Origin of the sequence: Streptomyces olivochromogenes, assembly GCF_021538895.1 — a bacterium.
Lineage (GTDB): Bacteria > Actinomycetota > Actinomycetes > Streptomycetales > Streptomycetaceae > Streptomyces > Streptomyces olivochromogenes_A.
Genome location: NZ_JADDRL010000015.1, coordinates 92,423 through 118,180, shown reverse-complemented (window position 1 = coordinate 118,180; position 25,758 = coordinate 92,423). Strand labels below are relative to the sequence as shown.

The window sequence follows — 25,758 nt, the reverse complement described above, 5'->3', positions numbered from 1 at the left end:
GCCGCCGGGACGAAGAGCGGTTCGGGCAAGAGGACCCAGGAGGACAAGGGCGACGGCAACCAGTCGGCCGGGTCCGGCGACGGCGCGGGCAGCGTGCCGCCGGCCGCCCAGGCCGGTGCGAACGCCCCCTCCGCCGCCGCGGAGACCGAACCGCAGGCGGTCCAGGGCGGACTCGCGGAGACCGGGGCACACCTGTGGCCCGCCGCGATCGGGGCCGTGCTGGTGACAGCGGGCTTCGTACTGCTCCGCCGCATGGGACGCCGCTCCGTGTGACGGACGCGGGCCCGCGCAAGCACTGAGGCCGCGGTCAAGAGGGCGACGACCAGTCGTCGCCCTTCATGACCGCGGCCTCACCGCTGATACGGACGACGGCCGTCCGCCGATGTGACGAGCCGGGGCTCACGCCCTGCGCAAGGTGCGCTTCGCGAGTTCGTACGCGGGGAGCATCGCCTCGTGCTCCGCCGTGTCCATCCCGCCGAGGTGCAGGACAACCGGGCCGTCCGGGGTGGAGACGGCGAGGGCGCGCTCCTTCTTCTTCTCGTCCAGGAGCTTGCTCGTGTAGACGTACTCCACCTCGACGCCGGAGAGGGCGCCCGCCTTGACCGTGCGGTAGTGCTCGTCGCTCGTGTTGTCCTCGGCCGCCACGAACGCCCGCAGCACGGAACGCGCGTCGGCGTTGCCCGGGGACCCGGTCCACACCCGCAGGAAGCCGATGTTCCCGGCCGGCTTGGCGTCGATCTCGCAGGCCGCGGTGACCGGGCCCTGGTGGAGGATGGCGTCGGCGATGTCGGAGGCCAGGTCGTCGTCGGACCCGCTCGCGCCCTTCGAGGCCGGCGTGCTGTCGACCGCCTTGGGCTTCCAGTCCTTGGCCACGTCGAAGGTGACCGGAAGCTCGCAGGCCGAACCGGCGGCACCGATCGCGCCGCCGCTCGGGGCGGTGGCCGCACGCGCCTTCCCGGAGGCGTCCGCCGTCCGCGAGGCCTTCGCGTCCCCGTCCGGCGCCGCCGTGCACCCGGCCAGCACCCCGGCCAGTACCAGCACGGGGGCCAGTGTGCCCCGCACGGTCCGCAGCCCGAACACCATTGCGATCTCCCCCCATCGGTCCAGGTGGGACACTGTATCCGAGGCCCGCGACACCGCCGTACGAGTTTCCGGGCGGCCGCGGCCGGAGGCCGTCCCGAGCCCCGGGCGCGGCCGCCGTTTGCGGCGGGACGCGGCGCCACGGCAGGGTGCGGGTGTGGCTACCTTGCTGATCGTTCATCACACGCCCTCGCCCAACTGCCAGGCGATGCTGGAGGCCGTCGTCTCGGGCGCGACGACACCGGAGATCGAGGGCGTCAAGGTCGTACGGCGCGCGGCCCTCGCCGCGACCGCCTCCGACGTGCTCGGCGCCGACGGCTACCTGCTGGGCACCCCGGCCAACCTCGGCTACATGTCCGGTGCCCTCAAGCACTTCTTCGACCAGGTCTACTACCCCTGCCTGGACGAGACCGGGGGCCGGCCGTTCGGCTACTACGTGCACGGCGGCAACGACGTCACGGGCGCGGTGCGGGGGATCGAGGCCATCACCACGGGCCTGGGCTGGCGCCGCACCACCGACGCGGTGACCGTGACCGGCGAGCCCGGCAAGGCCGACATCCAGGCCTGCTGGGAGCTGGGCGCCACGGTCGCCGCCGGGCTGATGGCCTGAGCAGGCCTACGCCCACCGCATGCCGAGGTCGGACAACTGCCGTTTCCGCTCGGAGGTCAGCGAGGAGGCGCGCACCCGCTGGTTGCTGATCCAGGCGCCCAGCTTGATCTGCCGCCGCTCCCGGTCCGCGCCGACGACGACGCTCTCCACATGCTTGCGCGGCACGCTCAGGTGGCCCTCACGCTCGTAGAACTGTGCGGCGGCGACCAGATTGACCGCCCACTTGTCGGCATGCGACACGCGCGGCCGGGGGAGCTCGGCCTCGGCGGCGGGCTCGATCCCCAGGACGTGCTCGCACAGCCACCGCTGGCCGACGGCCAGCCCGTCCCAGCCGAGGCGCTGCGCGCGGACCCACCGCCCGAGATCCTCCCCCTGCCGCACGGTGTCGCCCGGCTCGGTGGGCAGGGCTCCGCCGTCCTCCAGATGGAGCCGGGTGAGGTGGAACCGGCGCTGCCACTCCACCGGCCAGGCCGGACACCAGGCGGGGTCGATCTCGTCGAGCAACTCGCGGCGTTCCTCGGACAGCGCGCCCGCCGCTTCCTCCGCCACGGTGTCCTCGGCGCTCCCCGCGGTCCGGCGGGCGGCGGCGCGCTGGTTCTTCAGCCAGATGCCGAGCCGGAAGCCCTGGTGGGTGGCGTCGTGCGGGGCCAGCAGGTGCCCGTGCTCGACCGCCCACGCGCGGGCGGCGGCGAGCCCCTCCTCCCAGGAGAGGTCGAAGTGGGACCAGACCATGCCGAGTTCGTCCAACTGGCGGGCGCGGTCGTCGTCGAGGGTGCCGCGCGTGCGGAAGCGGCGGGCGTCGGCGATCCACTGCCCGAGCGGGAACCCGGCGAGCGCGCCCGGCCACCCCTCGCCCTCCGTCTCGTCGCCGCCCGGCACCCGGAACGTGAACGGCACCCGCAGGTCGCCGTGCACCCGGGTGTAGAGGGCGGCCGCCTCGATCCCGCGCCGCCAGTGGGCACGCTCGGGGTTGATCACGCGCAGCTCGATGAACGCGGCCAGCAGCGCCGGGTCGCGCGGTGTGGAGAACCTCAGCAGCGCTTGCGCGGGGGCGCTCACCCCCGCCAGCTCGTCCCCGTGCTCCTCGCCCCGCTCGCCCAGGACGCGACCCTTGGGGGAGCGGCTGGGCGCCTGCGGCTCGGCCAGGCGCTCCACGATCCGCGTGTCATGGGCGCGCAGCGCCTCAAGGAGCCGGGCGAGTCCGGCGTACGCCCGGCTGGTCAGCATCGTGTCGGGCGTCTCGCCCGGCCCGAGCAGCACCGGCACCACCAACGACGCCGTCTTGCCCTCCCCGGGCCGGACGCGCAGGGCCCGCCCCACGGCCTGGACCAGGTCGGGCATGGAGCCCCGTACATCGGCGAAGTACACCGAGTCGCAGTGCTTGGTGTCGACGCCTTCCCCGAGGACCTTGACCGAACTCAGGAACGCCTGCTCCGCCGGGCCGCCGTGGTGGGCGAACGCGTGCAGGACGCGGCGCCGGTGCGCCGGCGCGTGGTCGCCGCACAGCCAGTCCGCCCAGACCGCCTCCGGGTACCGCCCCGGGTCGGCGGCGTGCAGCTGTGCCGCGACCGCCGGGAGCCCGGCCGCGAAGGCCTCGGCCTCCCGCACCAGGTGGTGGAAGACCAGCGTGCGCCGCAGCCCCTCCGCGCCCGCCGCCTTGACCAGCGCCGTCTGCAACGCGGCCAGCCGCGCCCCGCGCACCTCGTCGGTACGGCCCTCCATGCCGAGCAACTGGGCGGCCTGGAGCTGGGTGTCCGTGACGTCGACGCACACGACCTGGTACGGCGCGCAGATCCCCCGGTCGATCGCCTCCGACAGCGTCAGGGTGTGACAGCGGGCCCCGAACGGGCCGTCCGGATCGTCGTCCATGGAGGCGACCAGCTCGCCGGGCGCCCCCGGCCCCTGCCGCTGGTCCTCCTCCGGCTGCCACAGCCGGGGCGTGGCCGTCATGTACAGCCGCCGCAGCGAGGGAATCCTGGCGTTGTCGTGGACGACCGCCCACGGTTTGCCGATCCGTCCCGAGGTCCGGTGCGCCTCGTCGACCACGATCAGGTCCCAGCCCGGCAGTCCGGACGCGTGCGCGCGCTCCAGCGTGCCGAGCCCCAGGGAGGCGTACGTGGCGAAGACGGTGACCTTGTCGAAAGGGCGCACCCAGGCGACGAGCTCGTCCACGCTCGTGGTGTTGGGGAACGCCGCCTGGTCCCCGCGCAGCGAGGACACCCCGATCATGGGCCCCGTACGACCGCCCGCGCGCCAGGCCTCCTCGGTCTGGGCGAGCAGGTCGAGCGAGGGAACGAGCACCAGCACCCGGCCCGCCCGCAGCTCCTCGGCCCCGCGGACCGCCACGAGGGTCTTGCCGGACCCGGTCGCCATGACCACCTGGGTCCGCAGCCCGCCCGGCGGGAGGGCCGCCCCGGCCGGCAGGTCGAGCGCGCGTACCAGCGCGTCCACGGCTTCGCGTTGGTGGGGACGTAGCTTCACATCTGTGACCCTAGATGCTGCGAAGTCGAGGGCGGGAGGGCGAGCAGGTCGAGGGACTACCCGCGGCGCTGCGTGCCGCGTCGGCGCCGATGCTCGACCAGGGGTCCGGAGGCCGTGCGGCTGCCGGGGGCTATCTGTCGGGAGAAGGCCTGGCGGGCGGCGGAGCTGTTCGGCGGCAGGACCGCCATCAGACCCAGGTCCTGGGCCCGTGCCAGCGTCTGCGCCGCCGCGCTGCCCTCGGGCACGAAGGTAAGCCGCACATGCCCGTCGCCGGAGCCCCGCCGGTCCACCGGGGCGACGGCTCCGTGCGTGCCGTCCGGCAGGGTCACCCACAGCTGGAAGTCGTCGAACCGGACGAAGTCGGCGCCCTTGACCGGCCAGGGGTAGTGGTGCTCGCCGGGCACGTCGGGCAGGATCCCCTGGTGGTTGCCGCGGCTCATCGGCACGCACGCGTTGAACAGCGAGTCGGTCCACGCCTCGACGCCGTCGGCGTCCTCGATGGGCTTGCGCAGGAGGTCCTCGGCCTCCTCGTAGCCCAGTTGCCGCAGTGCGGGCAGGGTCAGCGGGAACGCCTCGACGAGTTCCGCCGCCTGACGCCTCAGCCGGTCGACCTTGGCCGGTTCGGCGCAGAACTGCATGCTCCACTCGATGCCCACGCGGGCGCGGAACATCAGCCAGCCGCTCGGTCCCTTGACCCACAGGCTGCCCCCGTGGTGCATCTCCCAGGGGTGCTCGCCGGGCGGCCGCGGCCCGTACGGCAGTTCTTCGTCGCTCATCGGGCGCAGGATCTCGTGCACGGTCTTCTTCGCCGCGCGGAAGAACGACGACTCGGAGCGCTTGGGATGCTCGACCAGCCGGATCTTCCACGGATGGCTCTCGGACTCGACTCCGCCGGGCGGGAGCGCGACCGACGTCCGGGACCTCACTCGCGTATCGGCGACGGTCATGGCGTGTCCTCCTCGGGCCGACCGCGCGGGCTCACCCGGGGTCCTCGTCGGGTCCACGGCGCCGCTCACCCCGTTTTCCATCCTGCGCCCGGGGAACCGGGTACGGCCACTCGGACGGAGTAGTACGGATGGTCGCGCCGGCCGGCATCGGGCAGCGCCGTCGCCGCGGCGCGACCGTGGCGCGGATGGGCTGGGCGGGGTGTGTCGGTAACCCGGCTGGGCGGCCCGGATGGTGCGCGACGCGGGCCTGACTGACGGTGGTTCATGCCGGGGCCGGGTCATCCCAGCTGATGGAGTATCGGCTGCCCGGACCACGGCGGAAGGACTATCAGATGCGTTCTGGCCGCATGATCCTGGCCACGGCCGCCGCCGCGGCGGCCCTGGCGATCGCCACGCCTGCCGTCTACGCCTCCGGAGGTGACGAGGGGGGCCGTGACGATTCCTCCCACAGCCGTGGCGACTCGTCCGGCAAGGGTGATGACTCGTCCCACGGTCGTGACGATTCTTCCTACAGCAAAGAGAACGGTGATGACAGCAGCCGCGACAAGCCGAGTGGCGGAATGCACACCGGTGGCGGCTTCCTCGCCCTCGTCGGCAGCGACGACTGGAGTTCGGACAGCGGCGACAACAGCAAGTACGACCCGGAGACGTACAAGGACAAGGGTTCCGACGGCAACCAGGAGAAGGGCTCGGGCTCGGACAGCGGCCGCGACAAGGACTCGTGGGGTGAGGACGACAGTGGCAAGCCCAACGGAGGCATGCACACCGGAGGCGGCGCGCTCGCCGACCAGGGTGTCAGCACCGGCGGGCTCGCCGTGCTGGCCGTCGGCGCCACCGGCCTCTACGTGCTGCGCCGGAGGAAGGCCGCCCAAGCGGCGTCCTGATCGTCGTCCGACCATCTAGGCCCTGTCGTCAAACTCGCGTCGTCCGCCCGGAGGGCGGGCCTGGCGTCGCGGGGCAGACGGGAGTTCGACGACAGGACCTAGGGGCCGCGGCCGCCGCCGCACACCGTGTCGGCGGCCGTTTCGCCCGCCGCCGTGACCACTGTGCTGCCGTGCCCGAGTGAGGTGGAATCCGATGGCAGCTCCTCCGTCCTCCCCGGCCTCCGCCGAGCCGGCGCCGCCCGACGAGGGCTCAGGCCCCGGCGGACTCCTGGTGATGTGGGGCGCAGCGTTCCTGCTCCTGGCCGTCGCCCTGATGGGCGGTCACGGAAAGTCCGCCGACTCCTCGAAGGCCGGCGCGGCCTCGGCCACCGCGCACCCGGCCGGCAAGCACCTGCCCCCCTCCCAGCCGACGCGCCTGCTCATCCCGAAGATCGACGTGGACGCCCCGTTCACCGCGCTCACCCTCGGCCCGTCGGGGCAGCTCCAGCCCCCGCCCGCCGGCAACGTGAACCTGGTGGGCTGGTACGCCGACGGCGTCTCCCCGGGCGAGGCGGGCACGTCCATCATCGCCGGGCACGTCGACACCACGACCTCGGCCGCCGTCTTCGCGAACCTCGACGAGCTGGAGACCGGCGACCGCTTCTCCGTCGAGCGGGCCGACGGGAACGAGGCGACGTTCGTGGTGGACAGCGCCGAGACGTTCGCGAAGGACGACTTCCCGAGCAGCCGTGTCTACGCCGACACCCCCCGCGCCGAGGCCCGCCTGATCACCTGCGCCGGCGACTACGACCACACGGCCAAGGACTACACCGAGAACCTGGTGCTCTTCGCCCACTTGGTCTGAGCGGTCCGGGAAGCCGGGCGGAGTAGGTTGAGCCCATGTACGCGACGCGAGTCACCCAGCGTGTGCAGGCGCCCCCGGCGGCCGTCTACCGGGCTCTCGTCGCCCCGGACGCCGTCGCCGCCTGGCGCGTGCCCGACGGCATGACCGCACAGGTCCACGCGTTGGAGGCCCGCGAAGGCGGCGCGTTCCGCGTGTCCCTCACCTACGACGCGCCGGACGGTTCCGGGAAGTCCGGCGGGCGCACGGACACCTACCGGGGGCGTTTCGTGCGTCTCGTACCGGACGCGCTGGTCGTCGAGGAGATCGAGTTCGAATCCGCGGACGACGCCTTTCGCGGGGTGATGACGATGACCACGCGGCTCACCGAGGCGGAGGGCGCGACGGACGTCACCATCGAGCACGAGGGCATCCCGGACGACATACCCCGGGCGGACAACGAACTGGGCACCCGCATGGCCCTCGGCAAACTCGCCCGGCTGGTCGAAGGAACCGGACCGGGCACGGTCTGACCGGAAATCACGGCGGCGAGACCGAAAGACAACGCAACCTTTCGCGCATTTCGCCGTACCAGTGATTTTCCCGGGCGAATCGGAACCAGCGCGCAGGCGCACGCGGTCTTCAGATCCGTCACCGGCCGGGATCGACCCGGCCGCAATGCCTTCGAACCGGGGGAACGGAACACCCATGTCCATGCGTATGCGCAGCCGCAAGGCCCTGCTCACCGCCGCGACCGTCACCGCGGCCCTGTCCCTCGCCGCCGTGACGCCGGCCCTCGCCGGGACCGGCACGACTCACTCCACCCGCGCGACGTCCGGGTCCGCCGCCCACGGGGACCCGCGCGGCGTGACCCAGCGCGTGGCCGACTTCTACGGCGCGTACATCGACGCCGTCTGGGACGGCGAGGACCCGGCGGCCGCCGCCGACGCCAAGGCGCTGCGCTCCTTCTACCTGTCCGCCGCGGCCCAGCGGAAGGTCGCCGCGTACGAGGCGAGGGAGCACGCCGACGGCATCCTGTTCGCCCAGAACGTGCCCGTGAAGTGGAAGGTCGACTACACCGGCTCGGGCGCCGGCCACGCCACCAGCCGGGTCACGCTCACCTGGGGCGACGGCCCGCACGCCCAGGTCACGAAGATCGACGTGCAGTCCGACCTGAGGACGCGCAAGATCACCGAACTCAGGCCGGCCCGCTGACCGCACGGCCCGTCCCGTGCGCCGGGGCGGGCCCGCCGCGTCCGGTCAGCGCGGGAAGTACGGCCTGGGCAGGCGCATGCCGCGTTCGGCCATGATCCGGCGTACGTGGTTGGGGTAGTTGGTGATGATGCCGTCGATGCCCATGTCCATCAGGGCCTCCACGGTGGCCGGGTCGTCACAGGTCCAGGGGACGACCTTGAGGCCTCGGGCGTGCGCCTCGGCGACCATGGCCGCGTCGGAGTAGAAGCGGAAGCCCGGGTCGCCGACCTTGCCGTTCTGCGGGAAGCCGTAGTTGGGGGAGAGGGTGGTGACGCCGGGGAGGGTCGCGGCGGCCTTGACGAAGTCGCCGCCGTAGTCGTCCGCGTCGATCCCGCCGAGCCAGGGGGACGCGCCGGGCCGGCCGACCTGCAAGAAGTCGTAGTTCGTCAGCGCCACCAGCGGCCACCGGGGCGCCAGTCGGTGCATGAGCTTCAGCGCGCCCCAGTCGAAGGACTGGATGGTGACCTGGTTCTCGATGCCCGAGCGGTGGATCTCCTCGTACACGCGGCGCACGAACACCTCGCGGGGCGCGGTCTGTTCGGGCGCCCCGGCCTCGACCTTCGTCTCGATGTTCAGCTTGACCCGCTTGGCGTGGTAGCTCTTGACCAGGTCCAGGACGTCCTTGAGCTCGACCATCCGGAAGCCCTTCACGACCTCCTGCTCGGGGAAGCCGGGCAACTGCTGGTAGCCGCAGTCCATGGTCTTGATCTGGGCCAGCGTCAGGTCCTTGATGTACTTCCCGACGTACGGGTACATCGGGTCGCCGGGCGTGACGGGCCCGGTGTCGCGGCACTTGACGGCGCTGATCTGCCGGTCGTGGTTGACGACGACCTTCAGGTCCTTGGTGACATGGGTGTCCAGCTCCAGCGTGGACACCCCGAGGCGCATCGCCTTGCCGAATCCTTCCAGGGACTCCTCGGTGGTCATGCCGATGCCGCCCCGGTGGGCCTGCAGGTCGAAGTGGGTCTTCTGGGGCGGCACATGAGCCGTGGCGGGGTGGTCTGCCGTCGTCGCCTGGGCGGCCACCGGGAACGCGAACACCGGCACCAGGGCCAGGCCGGCGAGGATGTGTCTTGCGGACATCGAAACCTCACTCGTGTCGGTTCGGGCGAACAGACGACGGTAGTCCGGCCCCGGGCATGCGGAAGGGCCTGGGCGTGATGCTCCTGTGAACGGCGCATTTCATGTGCCCGTCGTCTCCCCCGGGTCAGAAGTCGATCCGCATGACCACCCGCCGCGGCGTCGGCCGGGTCACCTCGCGAAATCCGGCGTCGGCGAAGACCCCCACGCTGCCCACGTGGAGTTCGCCCCAGGTGATCTCAAGACCGGGGCGGGTGATCATCGGGTAGGCCTCCAGGGCGCGGGCCCCCCGGCCTTGGGCCAACGGGACCGTGGCGCGGGCCAGCGCGTAGGTGATGCCCCGGCGGCGGAAGTCCTTGCGGACGAGGAAGCAGGTCACCGCCCAGACCCCGTCGTCCGCAGGGTCCTCCTGCCGTCCCGTCCACGGGACCCGGGCCCGCACCAACTGGGGGTACGCCGTCCGGGGTTCGACCGCGCACCAGCCGACGGGCACACCGTCCAGGTGGGCCACCAGACCACTGGTCGCCCGCGCCCCCGGCCCCACGCGCTCGCATCCGCTCTGCTCACGCAGCCGCTCGGCGCGCTCCTCGCGGGGCATCGACGCCCAGTGGGAGACCCGGATCTTGAATCGCTGGCACCGGCAGTCGGCGGTCTGCGTCCGCTCGCCGAAGATCGTCTCCAGGTCGTCCCACGACGCCCGGTCGGCGGGCACCACCGACAGCCGCCCGGCCTCCGGTTCCCCCGGGTCCCGCTCGTCCTTCACCGTCATGGCGGCAGGCTACGCGGTGTTCCGGACGTTCAATGTCCGGAACACCTGGGGGACTTGCCGGGGGAGCCGGGCGGCGGCCGCGGCTACTTGTTCACCGTCTTCATCCCGGCCTCGTTGTACCGCTCCCCGGCGGCCCGCGGGAGTTCGGCGTCGATGCGGGCCAGGTCGTCCTTCGTCAGCTCGACGCCGACCGCGCCGGCGTTCTCCTCCAGGTAGGTGCGGCGCTTGGTGCCCGGGATCGGGACCAGGTCCTCGCCCTGCGCCAGCACCCAGGCGATCGCCAGTTGCGCCGGCGTCACGTCCTTCTCGGCGGCGATCTCCTTCACCTTGTCCGCCAGCGCGAGGTTGGCCCGCAGGTTGTCGCCGGTGAAGCGGGGGCCGGTGCGCCGGAAGTCGCCCTCGTCGAGGTCCTCGGGGGAGGAGAAGCGGCCCGCGAGGAAGCCGCGGCCGAGCGGCGAGTAGGGGACGAACCCGATGCCCAGTTCCCGGCAGGCGGGCAGGACCTCGGCCTCCGGGTCCCGCGTCCACAGCGAGTACTCGGTCTGCACCGCCGTGATCGGGTGGACGGCGTGCGCCCGGCGGATGGTCGCCGCCGCGGCCTCGCTGAGACCGATGTGACGTACCTTGCCCTCCGCGACGAGCTCCGCCAGGGCGCCGACCGTCTCCTCGATCGGCACGTTCGGGTCGACGCGGTGCTGGTAGTAGAGGTCAATGTGGTCCGTGCCGAGCCGCTTGAGCGAGCCGTGGACGGAGCTGCGCACATGCTCGGCGGAGCCGTCCTGCGGGCCGACGGTGCTCATGTCGCCCGGAACGGCGTCGTCCATGCGGTAGTTGAACTTCGTGGCGATCACGTAGTCGTCACGGTGCCCCTTGATCGCCCGGCCGACGAGGCTCTCGTTGGTGAGCGGCCCGTACATCTGCGCCGTGTCGAGGAAGCTGACGCCCAGCTCCCGTGCGCGGTGGATCGTCCTGATGCCCTCGTCCTCGTCGGTCGCGCCGTAGAACGCGGACATACCCATGCAGCCGAGGCCGATGGCCGATACCCGCAGGTCTCGCAAACTGCGCTGTTCCATGATTACCAGTCTCTCCGTACTGAGGTGTCCCGGCCAGGAACGTCGTCCGTTCGAGTGGGACGCTACGACTTGGAGTGCGCTTCATGGCAAGCGCGCCCGGCGGGGACCCGGTCCGGTCCGGGCCGTCACGGCTCGCGGTGCTCGTGCGCGGCCTGCTCCAGTTCCTCCGCCTCGGCCCGGGCCAGCCGCTCCTCGGCGTCGACGTCGATGGACCGGGTCAGCAGCCAGTACAGGAGCGCCGAGACCGGAAGCCCGATGAACAGCGAGATGTCGGCACCGCCCAGTGCCTCGGCGGCGGGGCCGACGTAGAGCGTGCCCACCGAGAAGAACGGGATCATGACGGCGAAGCCGACCAGGTAGGCGATGATGCCGTGCCAGCCCCAGCGCCCGTAGATGCCGTGCGGATTGAAGATCTCGGCGATGGCGTAGTGCCCGCGGCGCACCACGTAGTAGTCCATCAGGTTCACCGCAGTCCACGGGATGAACAGATAGAGCACCAGCAGCAGGAAGTTGTTGAAGTTCGCAAGGAAGTTGGAGGTCGCCGCCAGCGCGCCGACCAGGGAGAGCGCCGCGGTGAGCCCGAGGGTCAGCAACCGAACGGTGAGCGTCGGCCGCACCCGCTTGAATGAGTCGATGGCGCTGATCAGGGTCAGCGAGCCGCCGTACATGTTCAGCGCGGTGACCGACACCAACCCCAGGGCGGCGAACAGCAGCACGACCGCGCCGAAGCCGTCGAAGACCTCGTCACCCGCGGCGTTGATCGAGCGGATCGTATCGAAGTCCTCACCGGCCCAGGCGGCGAGCAGCGTCCCGAGGGCCATCAGCCAGATGCCGCCGAGCGCGGACCCGAAGTAGGTCCAGTAGAAGGTCTTGCGGACCGTCACGTACGGCGGCAGGTAGCGCGAGTAGTCCGAGACGTAGATGGCCCAGCTGATCTGGTAGCCGGCCACCACGCCGAACTGGGCCAGGAACGGCGTCCACTTGAAGCCGCCGAGGTCGAAGGAGCCCGCGGGGTAGTGCAGGTTCACCAGGACGCCCACGGTGAAGATCCCGAAGACGACGAGGAAGGTGTACGTCAGGACGCGCTCGGCCCGGTGGATGATGTCGTAGCCCACCAGCGCGACGACGAGCGCGATCGCCGTGACCACGACCACCCACAGTTTGACGCTCCCGTGCAGCGTGGTGTGCAGCGCCTCCCCGGCGAGGACGGTGTTGAACACGTTGAACCCCGCGTACTGGACATAGGCGAAGAGCCAGACCAGCAGGGCGCCGACGTATCCGAACTGCGGCCGTGACTGGATCATCTGGGGCAGGCCCAGCTGTGGGCCCTGCGCGGAGTGGAAGGCCATGAAGAAGGTGCCGATGAGGGTGCCGGCCACGATCGCGATGAGCGACCAGAGCAGATTGCCGCCCTCGGTGATGCTGATCAGCCCGACGGCCAGCGTGGCGATCTGGGCGTTCGACATGAACCACAGCGGGCCGAGGTGCCACAGCTTGCCGTGCCTCTCGTCCAGCGGCACGTAGTCGATGGACCTGATCTCCAGGCCCGAGACCCGGGGCTCTGAGGGTGCGGTCACGGTGCCTCCCGAGGCCGGGGCCGGGTTGCCTCTGTGGTCACATTCATTCCCCGGCGCAACAGATCGGGAACACCGGCCGGCCCGGGCCCGCGCTGCGGAGCGGCCGCTACGGCGGTACCCCGGCCCCACAACCGCGGGCGCCCCGGCGATCTGCGGCCGAGGAGGAAAGCTGGGATCATGAGGGGCGGCGGCCACGCTGACGGTGGCCACGACACGACGGACACGGGCGGTGAGCGCCGTGACTGCGATCCCCGAGGACCCGGTGGGGTCGACGGACGCGTACGTCGATCCGACGGGCGAGCCGTTCCTGCGCACGCGGTTCGCCCTGCCGAAGGTACCCGCCACCTTCCTGCGGCGGGAGCGCCTGGCCGACCACCTCGACCAGGCTCTTCTCACGCCGCTGACGGTGGTCAACGGCGCGGCCGGGGCCGGCAAGACGCTGCTGGTCGCCGACTGGGCCGCGGGCCTGACGGAGACCGTCGCCTGGCTCACCAACGACGCCGGCGACCAGGGCCCCGGCATGTTCTGGGCGTACGTCCTGCAAGCCCTGCGCGCCGCGGGGGTGGCGGTGTCCGACGAGGTCGGCTGCCCGGCGGACGCCGGCCTGGTGGACCACAAGCTGCTGGCCCGGCTCGCCGCCGAGCTGAGCGGCCGCGAGCGGCCCGTGGTCCTGGTGCTCGACGAGTACGACCACGTGACCGCCCCGGAGATCGCCGACCAGCTGGAGTCCGTCCTGCAGCACGCCGAGCAGGGACTGCGGCTCGTCCTGGTCACCCGTACCGAACCGCTGCTGCCGCTGCACCGCTACCGCGCGGCGGGCGGCATGACCGAGATACGCGACGCCGAGCTGGCCTTCACGCCCGAGGAGGCCGCCGCCCTGCTGGACCGGCACGGTCTGCGGCTGCCCGTGGCGGCCGCGCGCGCCCTGGTGGACCGCACCCGGGGCTGGGCCGCCGGCCTGCGACTGTGCGCCCTCGCCGCGCAGGAGAGCCCCGATCCGGAGACGTACCTGAAGGAGTTCGAGGCCGACCGCAGCACCGTCGCCGACTACCTCTTCGCCGAGGTGCTCAGACAGCAGACGGACCGGACGCAGGACCTCCTGCTGCGCGTCAGCGTCCTGGAGCGCTTCTGCCCCGACCTGGCCGAGGCCCTGACGGGCCGGGGCGGTGCCGGGCCCATCCTGGCCGAACTGCACCGCCAGAACGCCTTCGTCGAACACCTCGGACACACCTGGTACCGGCTGCACCCGCTGTTCGCGGAGATCCTCCGGGCCCATCTGCGGGCGCGTTCCCCGGATCTGGAGCCCGAGCTCCACCGCCGGGCCGCCCAGTGGCTGCGGCGCTCCGGCTCCCTGCCCGAGACCCTGGCGCACGGCGCCGCCGCGGGCGACTGGGAGTTCACCGCCGGCGCCCTCGTCGACGACCTGGCGATCGGACAGCTCTTCACCGGCCTGCGCAGCGACGACCTGGCCGACCTGTTCTCCCGCATGGGCCCCGAGACCACCGGCGCCGCGGCGGAACTGGTCCGCGCGGCCCGCGACCTCTCCCGCCGCGACCTGGACTGCGGCCTGACCCACCTGCACCACGCCGAGCAGCGCCTGGCCACCGGCGAACCCGGCGAACCGGAGGTGGCCGCCTGGCTGAGCTGCGCCCTGCTGGAAGCCCTGGCGGCCCGGCTCACGGGATCCCCCGGCAGGGCCGAGCAGGCCGCGGAGACCGCCGAGGAACTGGAGCACGAGCTGCCCGCCCCCCTCCTCGACAAGCACCCCGAACTCACCGCCCTGCTGCTCACGCACCTGGGCTCGGCACGCCTGTGGGCCGGGCGCTTCGAGGACGCGCGCACCGCCCTGACCGCGGTGGTCGCCTGCCCCGGCGGGGCCTCGACGGCGCTGCCCCGGGAGGAGTCCCTGGGCCACCTGGCGCTGATCGACTACCTCGACGGCTGGCCCGGCCGGGCCGAGCGCAAGGCCCTCGCGGCGATGACCGAGACGGAGCGCTACGGCCTGCCCCAGCCGTCCGGCTCCGGCATCGGGCGGCTGGTCCTGGCCGCCGTGGCCGTGGACCGCGACGAACTGGGCCGCGCCCGCGCCTTCCTCGACGAGGCCGCCGACGCCTGCCGCGTGGCCCAGGACCCCGTGACGGCGGCGGGCCGCGCCATCGCGGCGGCGCGCCTGCTGCTGGCGCGGGGCGACACCCGGGCCGCCGTCGCGGCGGCCGACCCGGCCGTCCGGGCCGACGTGCCCTCCCCGTGGGCGGAGGGCCACACCGCCCTGGTCGCCTCCGCCGTCCATCTGGCCGAGGGCCGGCCGGACAGCGCCGTCGAGGTACTGGAGCAGGTGCCGTACGACGACCAGCCGGCCTGTGCCGTGCAGGCGGCGCGGGCCCGGCTCGCCGCCGGGCACCGGGACGCGGCGATCGACACACTGGACCGCCTGCGCGCCGAGGGCCGGGCCGGTCCCGCGGTGACCGTCCGGGCCATGCTGGTGCGCGCCCAGGCCGCGGACGAGGCGGGGGACACCGACGCCGCCCGCGCCCTCGTCGCCCGGGCGCTCGTGGAGGCCCGCCGCGAACGGCTGCGGCGCCCCTTCCTCGAAGCCGGGCCCCGGGTGCGCCGGCTCCTGGGCACCGGTCCGCTCCAGGAACTGGCCTCCGGCTGGCTCGCCTCGCCCGGCACCCGGCACGGCGGTCCGGCCGGGGAGGCGGCGGAGCACTCCTCGTTCGTCGTGGAGGAACTGAGCGGACGCGAGCGGGACGTCCTGCGGCGGCTGGCCCAGATGATGTCCACGGCGGAGATCGCCGCCGACCTGTACGTCTCGGTGAACACGGTGAAGACGCACCTCAAGAGCGTCTACCGGAAGCTGGCGGTGAACCGCCGCGCCGACGCGGTCCGCCGCGCACGCGAGCTGCGGCTGCTGTGAGCACGCGGAAACAGGCCGCCGACGGCCACTGTCCGAAGGCGGCGATGCCCGCCGCGCGACCCACGGAGACGCCCATGGCCCCGACCGAGGACGCCCCGACCGAGGACGCCCCGGCACCGCGGCGCCGGTCCCACGCCGACTACACCGGTGGCGTCTACGGCTCGATGCTGGCCGCCTCCGTCGTGGTCGGCGCCGGCGCACTGGGCGAGTTCCCGCGGGTGGAACTGGTGCTCCTGCTGCTGCTCACGGGGGTGGCGTTCTGGATCGCGCACGTGTACGCCGAGCTGTTCGGGGCCCGGCTGGCGCTGCAGGCCCTGGACCGGCGGACCGTCCTGCACGTGTGCCGTGACGAGTGGCCCATCGTGAAGGCCGCCGTCCCGCCGGCCGCCGCCGTGGCCGTCAGCCCGCTGCTCGGCCTGGACGTGTACGGCGCCTTCTGGCTGGCGCTCACGGTGGCCGTGGCCGGGCAGGTGGGCTGGTCGATGGCGGCGGCGCGGCGGGCCGGCGCCTCCTGGGGCCTGTCGGCCGTCGCCGGCACGGTCAACCTGCTGCTCGGCCTCGTGATCATCGCGTTCAAGCTCGTGGTCACCCACTGACTGCCGCCTTGCGCCTGACGCCCGTTGTCCGCCAGACGCCCGCCGTCCGCGTCGGCCGGGTGGGCTATCACACGCACCGGGTGAGGCCGGGCGCCGGTCCGGTGGCGGACGATCGCAGACGAGGGCGCGACCCGCCTGCCCCGAGGCAGCCGCCCGCGGGAGAGCAGCTCATGCGCTACGAGATCCGCGTCGAAGGACACATGTCGGAAACGCTGACCAAGGCCTTCCCCGAGCTGGACCACGTGATGATGGCCGGCCAGACGGTGCTGTTCGGCCCGGTCGTCGACGAGGCCGAGTTCTACGGGCTGCTCGCCCGCTGCCAGTCGCTGGGACTGCGGGTAGTGGAGATGCGGCAGCTGCCGGAGTGGCCGCGCTAGCGGCACGCTCGGCGCCCGCCCCGGTCACGACCCGTTCTCCTTGTCCGTCCGCTCCGTCCGCTCCCTGTCCCGTGGCTCCTCCGATCCGAACCGCGGGGCACGGTGCTGCCGGCGCAACCGGATCTCGACCGCACTCGTCAGGACCCGCACCGCGACGCCCAGCAGGAGCAGGCCGCCGACCATCTGGAGCATCGTCAGTATCCGTGCCAGCTGGGAGCTGGCGGTGATGTCGCCGTAGCCGACGGTGGTGAACGTGGTCAGTGTGAAGTACAGCGCGTCCGTCTTGGTCAGCGGCTCGGTGAAGGAGCCGGGGCTGGCGCCCTCCAGCACGTAGTAGGCACTGGCGAACAGCACCAGGAACAGTACGAGCGTGGCGGCCAGGCCCTCGACGGCCTTCAGCCGCGGGTACGGCGAGCGCAGGATGGCCCTGACCTCCCAGCCGAAGAACAGCACCACCGCCAGCAGCCCGCCCGCCAGCAGCGCCGAGGTCCTGAGCGTGTTGCGCTCGGTCATGGGCAGCACGTAGTACGCGGTGACGAGGCCCGTGGTGATGAGGACGATGCGCAGGATGGCGATCAGCGTCGCCAGCGGGGTGGGCCGGAGCCGCGCCCCTCGCCGCCCGTGGACCCGCTTCCGCTTCCGTTGCCGCGGGGCGGGGTCCGGGCGCTCGGCCACGGGATCGCTCATCTCGGATCTCTTCGTTCCATCGCGACGGGCTGCTCCTCGTGCCGGTGCGTTCGTGCCGGTGGGGTCGTGGCGGTGGACTCGCGTCGGCGGCCTCGTGCCGGTGGGCTCGTCCCTCCCACCCCATCTTCGGGGCTGAGCGCGGGGATCACCCGTCGTGGGTGACCCGCCGGGGGACGCCCGGCGGCACGCTGGGGCGGTGAGGCCCTCGCACCGCCCCGTCGGCGGTCCGGAGGCGGCCCGCTCGACCACGCGAGGAGGAGCCATGACCGAGTCGCGTGGCGCGGCGCCGCACACCGGACCGGATCGCCTGTCCGGCGGGGCGGCCCCACGCCCGGCGGACGACCCCGCCGACGCACTGGCGGCACTCGGACGCTCGTGGACGTGGCTGCTCGGCTCCGCGCTCGTCACGCTCGTACCCGGCGTCCTGATCCTGGTCTGGCCGGACGAGACGCTGCACGTCCTGGCGGTCGTGATCGGCCTGTACCTGCTGGTGGCCGGGGTGTTCCGGCTGGTGGCCGCCTTCGGCCGGCCGGAGCACGGCGAACGGCTCCCCGGACTGCTGCTCGCGGTGCTGTACGTCCTGGCCGGCGTGCTGTGCCTGCGGAACCCGCTGCAGACCATCACCGCGCTGTCGCTGATCGTGGGGATCGTCTGGCTGGTGTCGGGTGTCCTCACCCTCTACGTGGCGATCGCCGGCAAGAACCTCCCGCACCGCGGCTTCGTCTTCGCCGCGGCGGCGCTGGCCGTCGTCGCGGGAGTCGTGGTGCTGGCCCTGCCCACCGAGTCCGCCCTCGCGCTGACCCGGCTGCTCGGGCTGTGGCTCGTGCTGCTCGGACTGGTGGAGGTGGCCGTCGCCTTCGCCTGGCGGGCCGCACTGCGCAGGTCGGGCACCCCGGGGTGACGCCCGGAGCGCGACCCGCATGCTCACCCGCCTCGGGTGAGGCCGCCCAGGGCCTGCCGTGCGCACGCTGAAGGCGGCAGAGACCGGCTGCCGGGCACAGGCCCGGAACGGAGGAGACAAATGAGCGCGCAGATGTACCTCGCGTACGACTATCCGCTGCTGAGCGCCTTCTGGACCATGCTGTGGTTCTTCCTGTGGATCCTGTGGTTCATCCTGCTGTTCCGGGTCATCCTCGACGTCTTCCGGGACGACAGCCTGAGCGGCTGGGGCAAGGCCGGGTGGCTGGTGTTCGTGATCGTGCTGCCCTTCCTGGGCGTCTTCGTCTATCTCATCGCCCGCGGCAAGGGCATGGGCCAGCGGGAGTTCGCCAAGGCGCGGGAGCAGCAGCAGGCGTTCGACAGCTACGTCCGGGACACCGCCCAGAGCGGTGAACGGCCCAGTAGCACGGACGAACTGGCCAAGCTCTCCGACATGAAGGCCCGCGGCGACATCTCGGACGAGGAGTTCCGCCGGGCGAAGGAACTGGTCCTGACCGACTACGGCACGCCGGCCGAACGTCCGGGCAAGGTCTCCTCCGGTTCCGGCGGCTGAGCCCCTCCCACGAGACCGAGCCGAGCACATCCCACGAGACGGAAACGAGGCACTGGTATGACCGCGACACCCCCCGCACACGCGCGCTCGACCAAGCAGGTCTGGGCCGGCGGCCTGACGACCTTCGCGGCAGTCATGCTCATGATCGCCGGCGTGCTGAGCGTCTTCCGGGGCATCATGGCGATCGCCCAGGACGACGTCTTCGTCACCACGCCCAACTACGTGTTCAAGTTCGACCTCACCGGCTGGGGCTGGATCCACCTGATCCTGGGCGCGGTCGCGGTGATCGTCGGCCTCGGCCTGTTCCAGGTGTCGACGTGGTCGCGCGTGGCCGGCGTGACAATCGCCGGGCTCATCGTCATCGCCAACTTCCTGTCCCTGCCGTACTACCCGGTCTGGTCGATCGTGATGATCGCCTTCTCGGCGTTCATCATCTGGGCCCTGTGCGTGGTCCGGGGCAGCGAAGCGTCCTCGGCCTCCTCGGCCGGCTCGGCCACTTCGTCCATGCCGTCCTAGCACCCCTCGGCACGCCCCGGGTGAGACCGCCCGGGGCGTCGCCGTGCCGTCGGCTCAGGACTGCTCGCCGTGGATTGCTTACAACTGCCAGGAGTCCTCCGGAGAGTCCAGCCACGCACGTTGCCCACCGTCGCTGGTGACCGTCAGGCCCAGCCGTTCGTAGCCGGGCTCATCGGTCTCCTGCCACCAGCGCAGTGCCCTCGTCATCTCCTCCCACAACCGTCGTGGGCCGGACTGCCACACGGTCGTCTCGCCGCCGTCGCGGAACATGACGCATGCCCAGGAACGGTCTTCGAGTCCGTAGAACCACACCGGCCGGGCACCGTCGCGCGTCGCCGCGGCCACCTGGTAGCAGTCCTGGACCCGCAGCCCGAGCGCGAAGGTCCGGGAGTCGAATCGGCCCTCACCGAGCAGCTCGGGCTCTGTCACCTCCGTGGTGGTCTTCTCCGCGTCCGCCGTGCGGGGTTCATAGGCGGTGTGGCCCTCGAACGGCCGGCGCTGTGAGCGGAGCTTCATGAACTCCACCGGGCCTGTGAAGCGGCCGCCGGCGCCGCCCTCTTGCGCGGACAGACGCACGATGGCGTCAGCATTGCTGAAGTGGGTGCCCCAGGGAGCCACGATGAGCCCGCCCGGCCTCAGTTGCTCCAGCCATGCGGCCGGGATCCGCCGGATGCCGGCTGTGGCGATGATGCGGTCGTACGGTGCTCCCTGTGGGTCGCCGAGAGCACCGTCCCGAGTGATGACCAGGCCGAGCAGTCCGTGGGCCGCGAGACGATCCCGGGCGGTGTCGGCCACCGCCGGATCGATCTCGATGCTCACGACGTTGTCCCGCCCCAGCCGGTGGGTCAGCAGTCCGGCGTTCCAGCCGGTGCCGGTGCCGATCTCCAGAACCTTGTGCCCCTGCTGCACGTCCAAGTCGCGCAGCATCCGGAACACGACTGACGGCATGGACGCTGACGACGTCGGCACACGGACGGACCCGCCGCTCGTCGCGCCGTCGTCCCATTGCGTCACGATCGGCACGTCAGCGTCAGCGTAGGAGGACCACAGGCCCGGTTCCTCGCTCAGGTCAACAGTGACGTGCGTGCCCGAGTCGATGTCGAACGGCCAGATGACCTCAGGCAGGAACGCAGCCCGCGGCACGGCGAGGAACGAGTCCATCCACTCCGGGGCCATGGCCCCGCGCGCTAGGAGGGAGCGGCCCAGTTCGGACCGCTCCTCCGACAGGCCGGACAGCGCCATCAGCCGGCGAACCGCGGGCCACCGTCGGGGGACGGGGGTTCCTCCGGGCCCGGCCACGGCTCGCCCGGCAACTTGTCGCCGCCGTCGCCGCCTGACATACGGATCATGCATTGCTTCATATGAGGGCCTCCCTGAACTAGCAATCGTTACCCTCCCCTTGATAGTGGGGAAGGGCGTGGGACCTCTCTCGCCGGAGTCCTTCCGGGACGCTCGACGGGACGGGGGTTTGATGGGTGCGACCCTCACCCTGCGGTCGCCATGGGGCCCCAGATCACCGGGGCGCGGCGCTGTCGGTCAGCGGCTGCGGCTCGCGCGGCGAGCGCAGGCGGCATGGAGCCGGCCGGAGCGGACGGCGTTGCCCGACGGGCTCGGCAGGTCGTAGGGCACGGGTTCCTCGGCTGCCGGGATCGGCTTGTCGCAGGCCGTACACATCAGGATCTTCGCCAACGTCTCGTAGTGGTCGCACAGGGCAACGACGGAGCGGGCGAGCTTCGTGACGCGCGCGTGTTCGCCGGCCAGCCCAGCGCGCTCCATCAGGCGGAGGCGGCGCTGCGCCTCGGCGACGCCGGCCATGGCCACGGCCGCGACCGTCTCCTCCGGCCGGCGCGCCGCGAGCCCGCCGATCAGGTCGATCAGCTGCCACAGGTTCCGGCTGAACTCGGCGCTGCCTCGCTGCACTTCCTCGTAGCGCAGCAGTACGTCGCCGGCTCTGATGAACTGCTCGGCTGCGGCGCGCATCGCGCCGGTGTCCAACGGGGCCGTCTGCGTCTCGGGAGTGATGGCATTCATCGGCGGGCACCCACCTCGCGGTGCTGCGGACAGGCGCACGGCGGCAGATGGGTGCCGATACCCTCGCGGTGCGGCACGTAGTCGTGGGGCACGCTGACCGAGGCGCGCGGCGCGGACACGACGCCCTCCCGGGTGACCGTGTACACCCGGATCGTCAACTTCGCGCCGGGTGGGCGTTCCGGGGCCGGGGCGATGCCGTTCGTCATGTCGACGCTCCTTTTCAGGTCCGAGCGTTGGCCACTCCCGGGGTCGTTCGCGCGGCCGCCGGGGTCTCTTCGTGCGTTTCCGGTGGCGGTCACGCAGCCGCCTTGGTGATGCCGCAGCCACATGTCCGGATCTGCCACACGCGTGTGCGGACTTGGACCACCCCGTGCCCTGCGGGGCGCAGGCGCTTGTTGACGGCCCCGCAGAGGAAGCACGCCTCGCCGTGCAGGCGGGCAGTGCTCACGCGAAAGTCAACGACCGTCGGTGCGAGCGGGAGTGCGTCGGGCACCCCGGTTCCCATCTGCTGGTTCCTAGGCATGAAACAGATGGTGGGGCTGAGGGAGCGTCACAAGTACCCCACTCAGGGGTAGCGGGCGCAGTCCTCAGGCAGCGGCGCACCACTCGGCGAAGCTGGTCAGCGCTTCAGAGTCGGCGCGCTTCAGCCGACGCAGGGTGGACGTGTCCTCCCGCACCCACGGATGGTCACGAGTGTGCTGGGGGGCAATCCGCCGGGCCACCTTGAGCGATACGAAGGCGTCGTCCGCCAGACCCGCCCACAGTTGCGCACGGGCGAGCTCGATGTAGAACCCGCTGCGGCGCTCAGCGGGGATGTTGGCGGGCGGTTTCCACTCCCGGGCGACGTCGAGCGCCTGGCCGACATGGTCATCACCGAGGCTCACGGCGACGGATACCTCATGAATCCGTACGGAGTCGGGGCCGAAAGCGGTGCCGTAGTAGATGGCCTCGGGGACCTGTGCGGCAAGTGAGCTAGCCTCACGGAGATGCGTGTCCGCACGGGCCGCATTCCGGGCGCGTCCAGCAATGACTGCGGCTCGCATGTGCAGTGCGCCTCGGGAAGCGAACTCAGCTGGGGCCGCTGGCGCCGGCGCCGCGTCGAGGGCGTGTTCGAGGGCGCGTAATCCTGCGCCGTGGGCGCGGGAGGCAAAGAACGTCTCAGTTCGCACGTAGGCGACCGATGCAGTCAGCAACGGGTTGGCGGCGTCCGGGCCGGCCCATCGCATCAGGTCGACCAGACGGGCAGACAGGTCGTGGGCGCCGAGCTTGTAGGCAGCCGCGTCCGCGGATCGGTATGCGCTCACCAGTAACGAGGCGAGTTCGCTGCGCTCGTGGCCCTGGCTGGCGTGGTAGGCACGTGCGAGTTCGGCGAGTAGCGCGGGGAGCCTTCGGGTGATTCGGATGTACTGTGCTGCGAGCCGCCACTGAGCGGCCTCGTCCACCGCCGACCGCAGCTCCTCGACAGGGCGAACTGGCCCGTCCTCGGGATCGTCGTAGGCGGCGATCGCCGCGGAGAGCGCAGGCAGTGCCTCCCGTGCCTGGGAATGGGCTGGGCCGCGGTCGCTGCGAAGGCGCCCGGCGTCGACGCCCAGGGCGTTGGCGATGGATTCCAGGGTGGCATCCGTGACGCCGCGTTCTCCACGCTCGATCTTACGGATCGTCCCCAGCGCGACGCAGGCAGCGTCAGCGAGTTCCTTCTGGGTCAACTTCGGGCGTACGGCGCTTCGGTAGTAGGCGATCCGCCTGCCTACTCCACCCTCGTCATGTGCGGGCATTCTGGCTCCAGTTCGGACATCCACTCCGAACAGTACTCGGGCAGAGACGCGCCGTGTACGGAGAAGACCCCATCATGACCAGTGGGGCCGCTCTGCGGCCGATCAGTGTGCCGCGATGGCGATCAACTCGGTGAGGCTGTCGATCCGCCAGTCGGCGGCCACAGCAACCTGCGGATCGGCGCCCCACAGGTAGCCCCACGGCCCACGCCGGATGTGGGCGGTCTTCAATCCGACCGCCTTGGCCGGGTAGATGTCATTGGCCGGGTGGTCACCCACGTAGAGAGTCCGGTCCGCAGGGGCCTGCGCCGCTTCAAGAACGCGCTCGAAGAACTCCGGCTGCGGCTTGGCCACTCCCCATTCCTCCGACGTGGCGATGGCGTCGGCCGGGAGATCGAGAGTGCACAGCAACTGGCCGGCGCGGATGGTCTGGTTGCCCGCCACGAGGACCCGCACACCCATCTTGCGGAGCGCGGTGAGCGCGGGACGGACATCGTCATAGAGATCCGTCTCGTCGAGTTCCTCTCCCCGGCCGGCTTCGGCGCGTGCACGGTATTCGGCGCCCACGTCGATGCCTGGACGGATGAGGCGCAGTGCCTCGGCGTTGTCATGGCCCTGGGCTACGACGGCTCCGACGAGCGCGGACAGCGTGTGGCGGGGGATACCGAGCCAGTCTGCCCAGGACGCCCAATACCTGTCGTCTCGGGTGATGGTCTCGCCGACATCGAGCACAACGGTGTCAATCACGCTGTGGAGCCTACGGCGCTCAGTGTCCCTGCTCAGGGTGCGGGTGCGCTCTGCATTCGACCCGGCCGCGCGTGCGAGCACGACACCCTCTTTACTCCGTTCTCGATAGATGCTTCTCTGGGAGCATGACGAGCCGCTCAAACTCCGATCCTCACGGGCCACCGCGAGGTACCCCATCCCCGTCAGATGTCCCCCGCCTCACGACGGCGACCATTGCCGTCCTCAACGTGCTGCTCAAGGCGCCAACCAGTGAGCCGCCCTGGGGATTCAGCATCTGTCACGACGCCGACCTGGGACCGGGCACTGTCTACCCGATCCTCGAACGCCTTGCGGACCGCAACTGGGTCCGCAGCTGGGACGAGACCGAGCCGCACCCGGGCCGCCCCCCGCGTCGCTTCTACGAACTGACCGGCACAGGCCGTGAAAAGGCAACGGCGGCGCTCGCCGCCCGTGCAGCAAAGCGGTCACGGTTCGGCCTCCGCCCGCTCGGGGGTTCCGCATGACCCTCCCCGACGCCACCACGCTGCTGACCGGCTTGTTCTTACTCTCCATGCCCAGCGCTTTGATCAGCTATGTGCTGCTCCGCTTCCTCATGACCAAGACTGGACGCAGGCTCCTCAGGTCCAAGAAGGTACGTCAGGAACTGGAGGAAACGCTCTACGAGCTCCACTCCACGGTCTCCTCCCTGCGCGATGAGCTGCGCAACAAGGTCGAGGCCTTGCGGGCGCGCATGCCTGAGCGGACCACGTCAATTGCCGTCTGGATCGCCGGAGCGCGCCGCAACAAGGGGACTGAGTGGCGCGCCCACCTCGTCGGCACACCGGAACGCGGCGAGGCGCCATCTGCCTTGGAGAGACGCAAACTGGCGTTCGGCTTCCTGCGGGCGGCGATCCGCCTTCGGCTGCGCGACTGGTTCGGCTGGGCTTGGATTCCGATCGACTGGGCTCTCCGTACAAAGCTGCGCCGAGAATGGGTCACCGGCATCGCAGTCGGCTCGCACGCGATCTACATCATTGCCAACGACGGTGTACACGCACTCCTGACTGTCGCTCTGCCGTGGCTCGGAGCCTCCGCTGCCATCACGTGGGGGCTCCTGGTCTGGCTTGCGAAGAAGCGAGGGATCGAACTCGCCAGCGACGACGAGCCGCCACAGGGGTAACCCAGTAGACGCGTCTCCCGCCGTGATGCTCTGCGGCGGGAGTCAAGCGTGTCGAGCGCAGCCGCAGGCTCCGCCATCGCCTACCTCGACACGTAGAGAACGACTTGGGTTCGTTCACGGCGGCGCGCCTGTCGGGCCCCCTCGTACGCTCTCGCGGCATGGTCAGCGATGGGGGCGACTACGCCTCCCTCGGCGCCGCCGGTCTCAGCACGATAGCCACCATCGGCGCATGGCTCGCCGCACACCGATCCGCGAAGACAGCAGAAGCGCTGACACGGATCGAACGAGACCGGCGACACGAGGAACGCCGCCCCCAACGCGAACTCACCCTCACCCGCAAGTCCCGAGATCATTCGATGCTCAACATCCACATCGCAGGCCCCGACGAACGGGGCGAGGTCGAGTTCGTCTCCGGCCGCGTCAACCAAGCCGACGAACACGGACGCGCCGTTGGCACGGCGACTTCTTTCGCTGGCCACTGCGGCTCGCAGAACAGGCACTCGTACGGTGGTTGCGTCCGCTCAGCGGCATGCGCCGCGGCCGGATCCGGGCGCACGGTGGCGCCCCGGATGCTGCTCTGGCCGTATGGCTCGCGTGGGTGAAGGAGTGCTGTGAGCGTGCGGGATTCGGCGTGGTCCGAGCGATCAATCTGAACGGTGATTTCCCGGAGGCGGTCAGGCCGTACCAGGCGCTCGGGCGGCTCCTGATCGGGCCACGCGACAGCGCCGAGCGGGCTCCCGCCGAAACCCCCTGAGAACTCCCTCGGCCTCTGAACGATCACTGAGGGCCGCCCCCCGTTTGTGGGTGGCGGCCCTCAGTGCGCCGGCGTTTCACCGATCGCGGTGCAGGTCAGGGCGCTCCTCCGGCCCGGCGTCATCGCGAGCCGGAG

Annotated in this window: 26 protein-coding genes and 1 pseudogene; 14 read left to right on the top strand and 13 right to left on the bottom strand. The window is 71.5% G+C overall.

Annotation, left to right across the window (positions count from 1 at the left end; all coding sequences use genetic code 11):
- Positions 1–273 (top strand): annotated as a pseudogene (locus tag IPZ69_RS10305) (DUF1996 domain-containing protein); the annotation flags it as partial.
- A gap of 126 nt (positions 274–399) precedes the next feature.
- Here IPZ69_RS10305 and IPZ69_RS10300 read toward each other — a convergent pair.
- On the bottom strand, positions 400–1,083 hold the full coding sequence (locus IPZ69_RS10300) for a lipoprotein (protein ID WP_235453735.1): 684 nt from the start codon (positions 1,081–1,083) through the stop codon (positions 400–402).
- Positions 1,084–1,237: 154 nt separating this feature from the next.
- Between IPZ69_RS10300 and IPZ69_RS10295 the strand changes: the two genes are divergently transcribed.
- Positions 1,238–1,690, top strand: coding sequence for a flavodoxin family protein (locus tag IPZ69_RS10295; protein ID WP_235453734.1), 453 nt, complete (start codon positions 1,238–1,240; stop codon positions 1,688–1,690).
- A 6-nt stretch (positions 1,691–1,696) separates the two neighbouring features.
- Here IPZ69_RS10295 and IPZ69_RS10290 read toward each other — a convergent pair whose 3' ends face one another.
- Both IPZ69_RS10290 and IPZ69_RS10285 read right to left on the bottom strand, forming a co-directional pair.
- Positions 1,697–4,171, bottom strand: a complete 2,475-nt coding sequence (locus IPZ69_RS10290) for a DEAD/DEAH box helicase (protein WP_235453733.1) — start codon at positions 4,169–4,171, stop codon at positions 1,697–1,699.
- A gap of 56 nt (positions 4,172–4,227) precedes the next feature.
- On the bottom strand, positions 4,228–5,118 hold the full coding sequence (locus tag IPZ69_RS10285; RefSeq protein ID WP_235453732.1) for a DUF6424 family protein: 891 nt from the start codon (positions 5,116–5,118) through the stop codon (positions 4,228–4,230).
- A 332-nt stretch (positions 5,119–5,450) separates the two neighbouring features.
- On the opposite strand from IPZ69_RS10285, the gene IPZ69_RS10280 reads away from it, so the two are divergent.
- From IPZ69_RS10280 to IPZ69_RS10265, 4 genes are all read left to right on the top strand, one after another.
- Positions 5,451–6,002 (top strand): hypothetical protein, encoded by a 552-nt coding sequence (locus IPZ69_RS10280; RefSeq protein ID WP_235453731.1) that lies wholly within the window; start codon positions 5,451–5,453, stop codon positions 6,000–6,002.
- A gap of 193 nt (positions 6,003–6,195) precedes the next feature.
- The gene (locus IPZ69_RS10275; RefSeq protein ID WP_235453730.1) at positions 6,196–6,846 is read left to right on the top strand and encodes a class F sortase; all 651 of its coding nucleotides are present in this window, start codon (positions 6,196–6,198) and stop codon (positions 6,844–6,846) included.
- 35 nt (positions 6,847–6,881) lie between these two features.
- Complete coding sequence (locus IPZ69_RS10270) at positions 6,882–7,355, top strand: SRPBCC domain-containing protein (protein ID WP_235453729.1); 474 nt, start codon at positions 6,882–6,884, stop codon at positions 7,353–7,355.
- Between the two features lie 175 nt (positions 7,356–7,530).
- Positions 7,531–8,037 (top strand): hypothetical protein, encoded by a 507-nt coding sequence (locus IPZ69_RS10265; protein WP_235453728.1) that lies wholly within the window; start codon positions 7,531–7,533, stop codon positions 8,035–8,037.
- A gap of 45 nt (positions 8,038–8,082) precedes the next feature.
- On the opposite strand, the gene IPZ69_RS10260 is transcribed toward IPZ69_RS10265, so the two are convergent.
- The 4 genes from IPZ69_RS10260 to IPZ69_RS10245 form a co-directional block, all read right to left on the bottom strand.
- On the bottom strand, positions 8,083–9,159 hold the full coding sequence (locus tag IPZ69_RS10260; protein ID WP_235453727.1) for a glycerophosphodiester phosphodiesterase family protein: 1,077 nt from the start codon (positions 9,157–9,159) through the stop codon (positions 8,083–8,085).
- A 124-nt stretch (positions 9,160–9,283) separates the two neighbouring features.
- Positions 9,284–9,925 carry a GNAT family N-acetyltransferase gene (locus tag IPZ69_RS10255; RefSeq protein WP_235453726.1) on the bottom strand — a complete coding sequence of 214 codons (642 nt, stop codon included), beginning with the start codon at positions 9,923–9,925 and terminating at the stop codon, positions 9,284–9,286.
- An 83-nt stretch (positions 9,926–10,008) separates the two neighbouring features.
- Positions 10,009–10,998, bottom strand: a complete 990-nt coding sequence (locus IPZ69_RS10250; RefSeq protein WP_235453725.1) for an aldo/keto reductase — start codon at positions 10,996–10,998, stop codon at positions 10,009–10,011.
- Positions 10,999–11,123: 125 nt separating this feature from the next.
- A complete protein-coding gene (locus tag IPZ69_RS10245) occupies positions 11,124–12,575 on the bottom strand; it encodes a purine-cytosine permease family protein (protein ID WP_235453724.1) in 1,452 nt (483 codons plus the stop codon).
- Positions 12,576–12,804: 229 nt separating this feature from the next.
- Between IPZ69_RS10245 and IPZ69_RS10240 the strand changes: the two genes are divergently transcribed.
- The 3 genes from IPZ69_RS10240 to IPZ69_RS10230 all read left to right on the top strand — a co-directional run bounded on the left by IPZ69_RS10240 (position 12,805) and on the right by IPZ69_RS10230 (position 16,465).
- Positions 12,805–15,492, top strand: a complete 2,688-nt coding sequence (locus tag IPZ69_RS10240) for a LuxR family transcriptional regulator (protein ID WP_235453723.1) — start codon at positions 12,805–12,807, stop codon at positions 15,490–15,492.
- Between the two features lie 74 nt (positions 15,493–15,566).
- A complete protein-coding gene (locus IPZ69_RS10235) occupies positions 15,567–16,088 on the top strand; it encodes a hypothetical protein (protein ID WP_235453722.1) in 522 nt (173 codons plus the stop codon).
- 170 nt (positions 16,089–16,258) lie between these two features.
- Positions 16,259–16,465 (top strand): hypothetical protein, encoded by a 207-nt coding sequence (locus IPZ69_RS10230; protein WP_235453721.1) that lies wholly within the window; start codon positions 16,259–16,261, stop codon positions 16,463–16,465.
- A 24-nt stretch (positions 16,466–16,489) separates the two neighbouring features.
- On the opposite strand, the gene IPZ69_RS10225 is transcribed toward IPZ69_RS10230, so the two are convergent.
- On the bottom strand, positions 16,490–17,152 hold the full coding sequence (locus tag IPZ69_RS10225; RefSeq protein WP_235453720.1) for an ion channel: 663 nt from the start codon (positions 17,150–17,152) through the stop codon (positions 16,490–16,492).
- 262 nt (positions 17,153–17,414) lie between these two features.
- Here IPZ69_RS10225 and IPZ69_RS10220 point away from each other — a divergent pair, with 262 nt between their 5' ends.
- The 3 genes from IPZ69_RS10220 to IPZ69_RS10210 all read left to right on the top strand — a co-directional run bounded on the left by IPZ69_RS10220 (position 17,415) and on the right by IPZ69_RS10210 (position 19,160).
- A complete protein-coding gene (locus tag IPZ69_RS10220; protein ID WP_235453719.1) occupies positions 17,415–18,053 on the top strand; it encodes an HdeD family acid-resistance protein in 639 nt (212 codons plus the stop codon).
- Positions 18,054–18,173: 120 nt separating this feature from the next.
- Positions 18,174–18,644, top strand: coding sequence for an SHOCT domain-containing protein (locus IPZ69_RS10215; RefSeq protein WP_235453718.1), 471 nt, complete (start codon positions 18,174–18,176; stop codon positions 18,642–18,644).
- 57 nt (positions 18,645–18,701) lie between these two features.
- On the top strand, positions 18,702–19,160 hold the full coding sequence (locus tag IPZ69_RS10210) for a DUF7144 family membrane protein (protein ID WP_235453717.1): 459 nt from the start codon (positions 18,702–18,704) through the stop codon (positions 19,158–19,160).
- 78 nt (positions 19,161–19,238) lie between these two features.
- Here IPZ69_RS10210 and IPZ69_RS10205 read toward each other — a convergent pair whose 3' ends face one another.
- From IPZ69_RS10205 to IPZ69_RS10185, 5 genes are all read right to left on the bottom strand, one after another.
- Positions 19,239–20,402: a methyltransferase domain-containing protein gene (locus IPZ69_RS10205; RefSeq protein WP_235453716.1), complete on the bottom strand. Its 1,164-nt coding sequence runs from the start codon at positions 20,400–20,402 to the stop codon at positions 19,239–19,241.
- 294 nt (positions 20,403–20,696) lie between these two features.
- The gene (locus IPZ69_RS10200; protein ID WP_235453715.1) at positions 20,697–21,191 is read right to left on the bottom strand and encodes a DUF6415 family natural product biosynthesis protein; all 495 of its coding nucleotides are present in this window, start codon (positions 21,189–21,191) and stop codon (positions 20,697–20,699) included.
- Positions 21,188–21,397: a hypothetical protein gene (locus tag IPZ69_RS10195; protein WP_235453714.1), complete on the bottom strand. Its 210-nt coding sequence runs from the start codon at positions 21,395–21,397 to the stop codon at positions 21,188–21,190. The genes IPZ69_RS10200 and IPZ69_RS10195 overlap by 4 nt, the downstream gene beginning before the upstream one ends.
- A gap of 381 nt (positions 21,398–21,778) precedes the next feature.
- A complete protein-coding gene (locus tag IPZ69_RS10190) occupies positions 21,779–22,966 on the bottom strand; it encodes a helix-turn-helix domain-containing protein (RefSeq protein ID WP_235453713.1) in 1,188 nt (395 codons plus the stop codon).
- Positions 22,967–23,068: 102 nt separating this feature from the next.
- Entirely contained in the window at positions 23,069–23,710 is a 642-nt protein-coding gene (locus IPZ69_RS10185; RefSeq protein WP_235453712.1) for an HAD family hydrolase, read from the bottom strand.
- A gap of 227 nt (positions 23,711–23,937) precedes the next feature.
- Between IPZ69_RS10185 and IPZ69_RS10180 the strand changes: the two genes are divergently transcribed.
- Positions 23,938–24,213, top strand: coding sequence for a PadR family transcriptional regulator (locus tag IPZ69_RS10180; RefSeq protein ID WP_235453711.1), 276 nt, complete (start codon positions 23,938–23,940; stop codon positions 24,211–24,213).
- The gene (locus IPZ69_RS10175) at positions 24,210–24,869 is read left to right on the top strand and encodes a hypothetical protein (RefSeq protein ID WP_235453710.1); all 660 of its coding nucleotides are present in this window, start codon (positions 24,210–24,212) and stop codon (positions 24,867–24,869) included. The genes IPZ69_RS10180 and IPZ69_RS10175 overlap by 4 nt, the downstream gene beginning before the upstream one ends.
- The last annotated feature ends 889 nt before the right edge of the window (positions 24,870–25,758 follow it).

Bases quoted from the DNA above. Each gene is read 5' to 3' on its own strand.
- IPZ69_RS10200 (WP_235453715.1), bottom strand. From the start codon at position 21,191: ATGAATGCCATCACTCCCGAGACGCAGACGGCCCCGTTGGACACCGGC.
- IPZ69_RS10225 (WP_235453720.1), bottom strand. From the start codon at position 17,152: ATGAGCGATCCCGTGGCCGAGCGCCCGGACCCCGCCCCGCGGCAACGG.
- IPZ69_RS10190 (WP_235453713.1), bottom strand. From the start codon at position 22,966: ATGCCCGCACATGACGAGGGTGGAGTAGGCAGGCGGATCGCCTACTAC.
- IPZ69_RS10195 (WP_235453714.1), bottom strand. From the start codon at position 21,397: ATGACGAACGGCATCGCCCCGGCCCCGGAACGCCCACCCGGCGCGAAG.
- IPZ69_RS10280 (WP_235453731.1), top strand. From the start codon at position 5,451: ATGCGTTCTGGCCGCATGATCCTGGCCACGGCCGCCGCCGCGGCGGCC.
- IPZ69_RS10300 (WP_235453735.1), bottom strand. From the start codon at position 1,083: ATGGTGTTCGGGCTGCGGACCGTGCGGGGCACACTGGCCCCCGTGCTG.
- IPZ69_RS10275 (WP_235453730.1), top strand. From the start codon at position 6,196: ATGGCAGCTCCTCCGTCCTCCCCGGCCTCCGCCGAGCCGGCGCCGCCC.
- IPZ69_RS10215 (WP_235453718.1), top strand. From the start codon at position 18,174: ATGAGCGCGCAGATGTACCTCGCGTACGACTATCCGCTGCTGAGCGCC.
- IPZ69_RS10255 (WP_235453726.1), bottom strand. From the start codon at position 9,925: ATGACGGTGAAGGACGAGCGGGACCCGGGGGAACCGGAGGCCGGGCGG.
- IPZ69_RS10260 (WP_235453727.1), bottom strand. From the start codon at position 9,159: ATGTCCGCAAGACACATCCTCGCCGGCCTGGCCCTGGTGCCGGTGTTC.
- IPZ69_RS10220 (WP_235453719.1), top strand. From the start codon at position 17,415: ATGACCGAGTCGCGTGGCGCGGCGCCGCACACCGGACCGGATCGCCTG.
- IPZ69_RS10235 (WP_235453722.1), top strand. From the start codon at position 15,567: ATGGCCCCGACCGAGGACGCCCCGACCGAGGACGCCCCGGCACCGCGG.
- IPZ69_RS10175 (WP_235453710.1), top strand. From the start codon at position 24,210: ATGACCCTCCCCGACGCCACCACGCTGCTGACCGGCTTGTTCTTACTC.
- IPZ69_RS10250 (WP_235453725.1), bottom strand. From the start codon at position 10,998: ATGGAACAGCGCAGTTTGCGAGACCTGCGGGTATCGGCCATCGGCCTC.
- IPZ69_RS10265 (WP_235453728.1), top strand. From the start codon at position 7,531: ATGTCCATGCGTATGCGCAGCCGCAAGGCCCTGCTCACCGCCGCGACC.
- IPZ69_RS10270 (WP_235453729.1), top strand. From the start codon at position 6,882: ATGTACGCGACGCGAGTCACCCAGCGTGTGCAGGCGCCCCCGGCGGCC.
- IPZ69_RS10205 (WP_235453716.1), bottom strand. From the start codon at position 20,402: ATGGCGCTGTCCGGCCTGTCGGAGGAGCGGTCCGAACTGGGCCGCTCC.
- IPZ69_RS10230 (WP_235453721.1), top strand. From the start codon at position 16,259: ATGCGCTACGAGATCCGCGTCGAAGGACACATGTCGGAAACGCTGACC.
- IPZ69_RS10285 (WP_235453732.1), bottom strand. From the start codon at position 5,118: ATGACCGTCGCCGATACGCGAGTGAGGTCCCGGACGTCGGTCGCGCTC.
- IPZ69_RS10210 (WP_235453717.1), top strand. From the start codon at position 18,702: ATGACCGCGACACCCCCCGCACACGCGCGCTCGACCAAGCAGGTCTGG.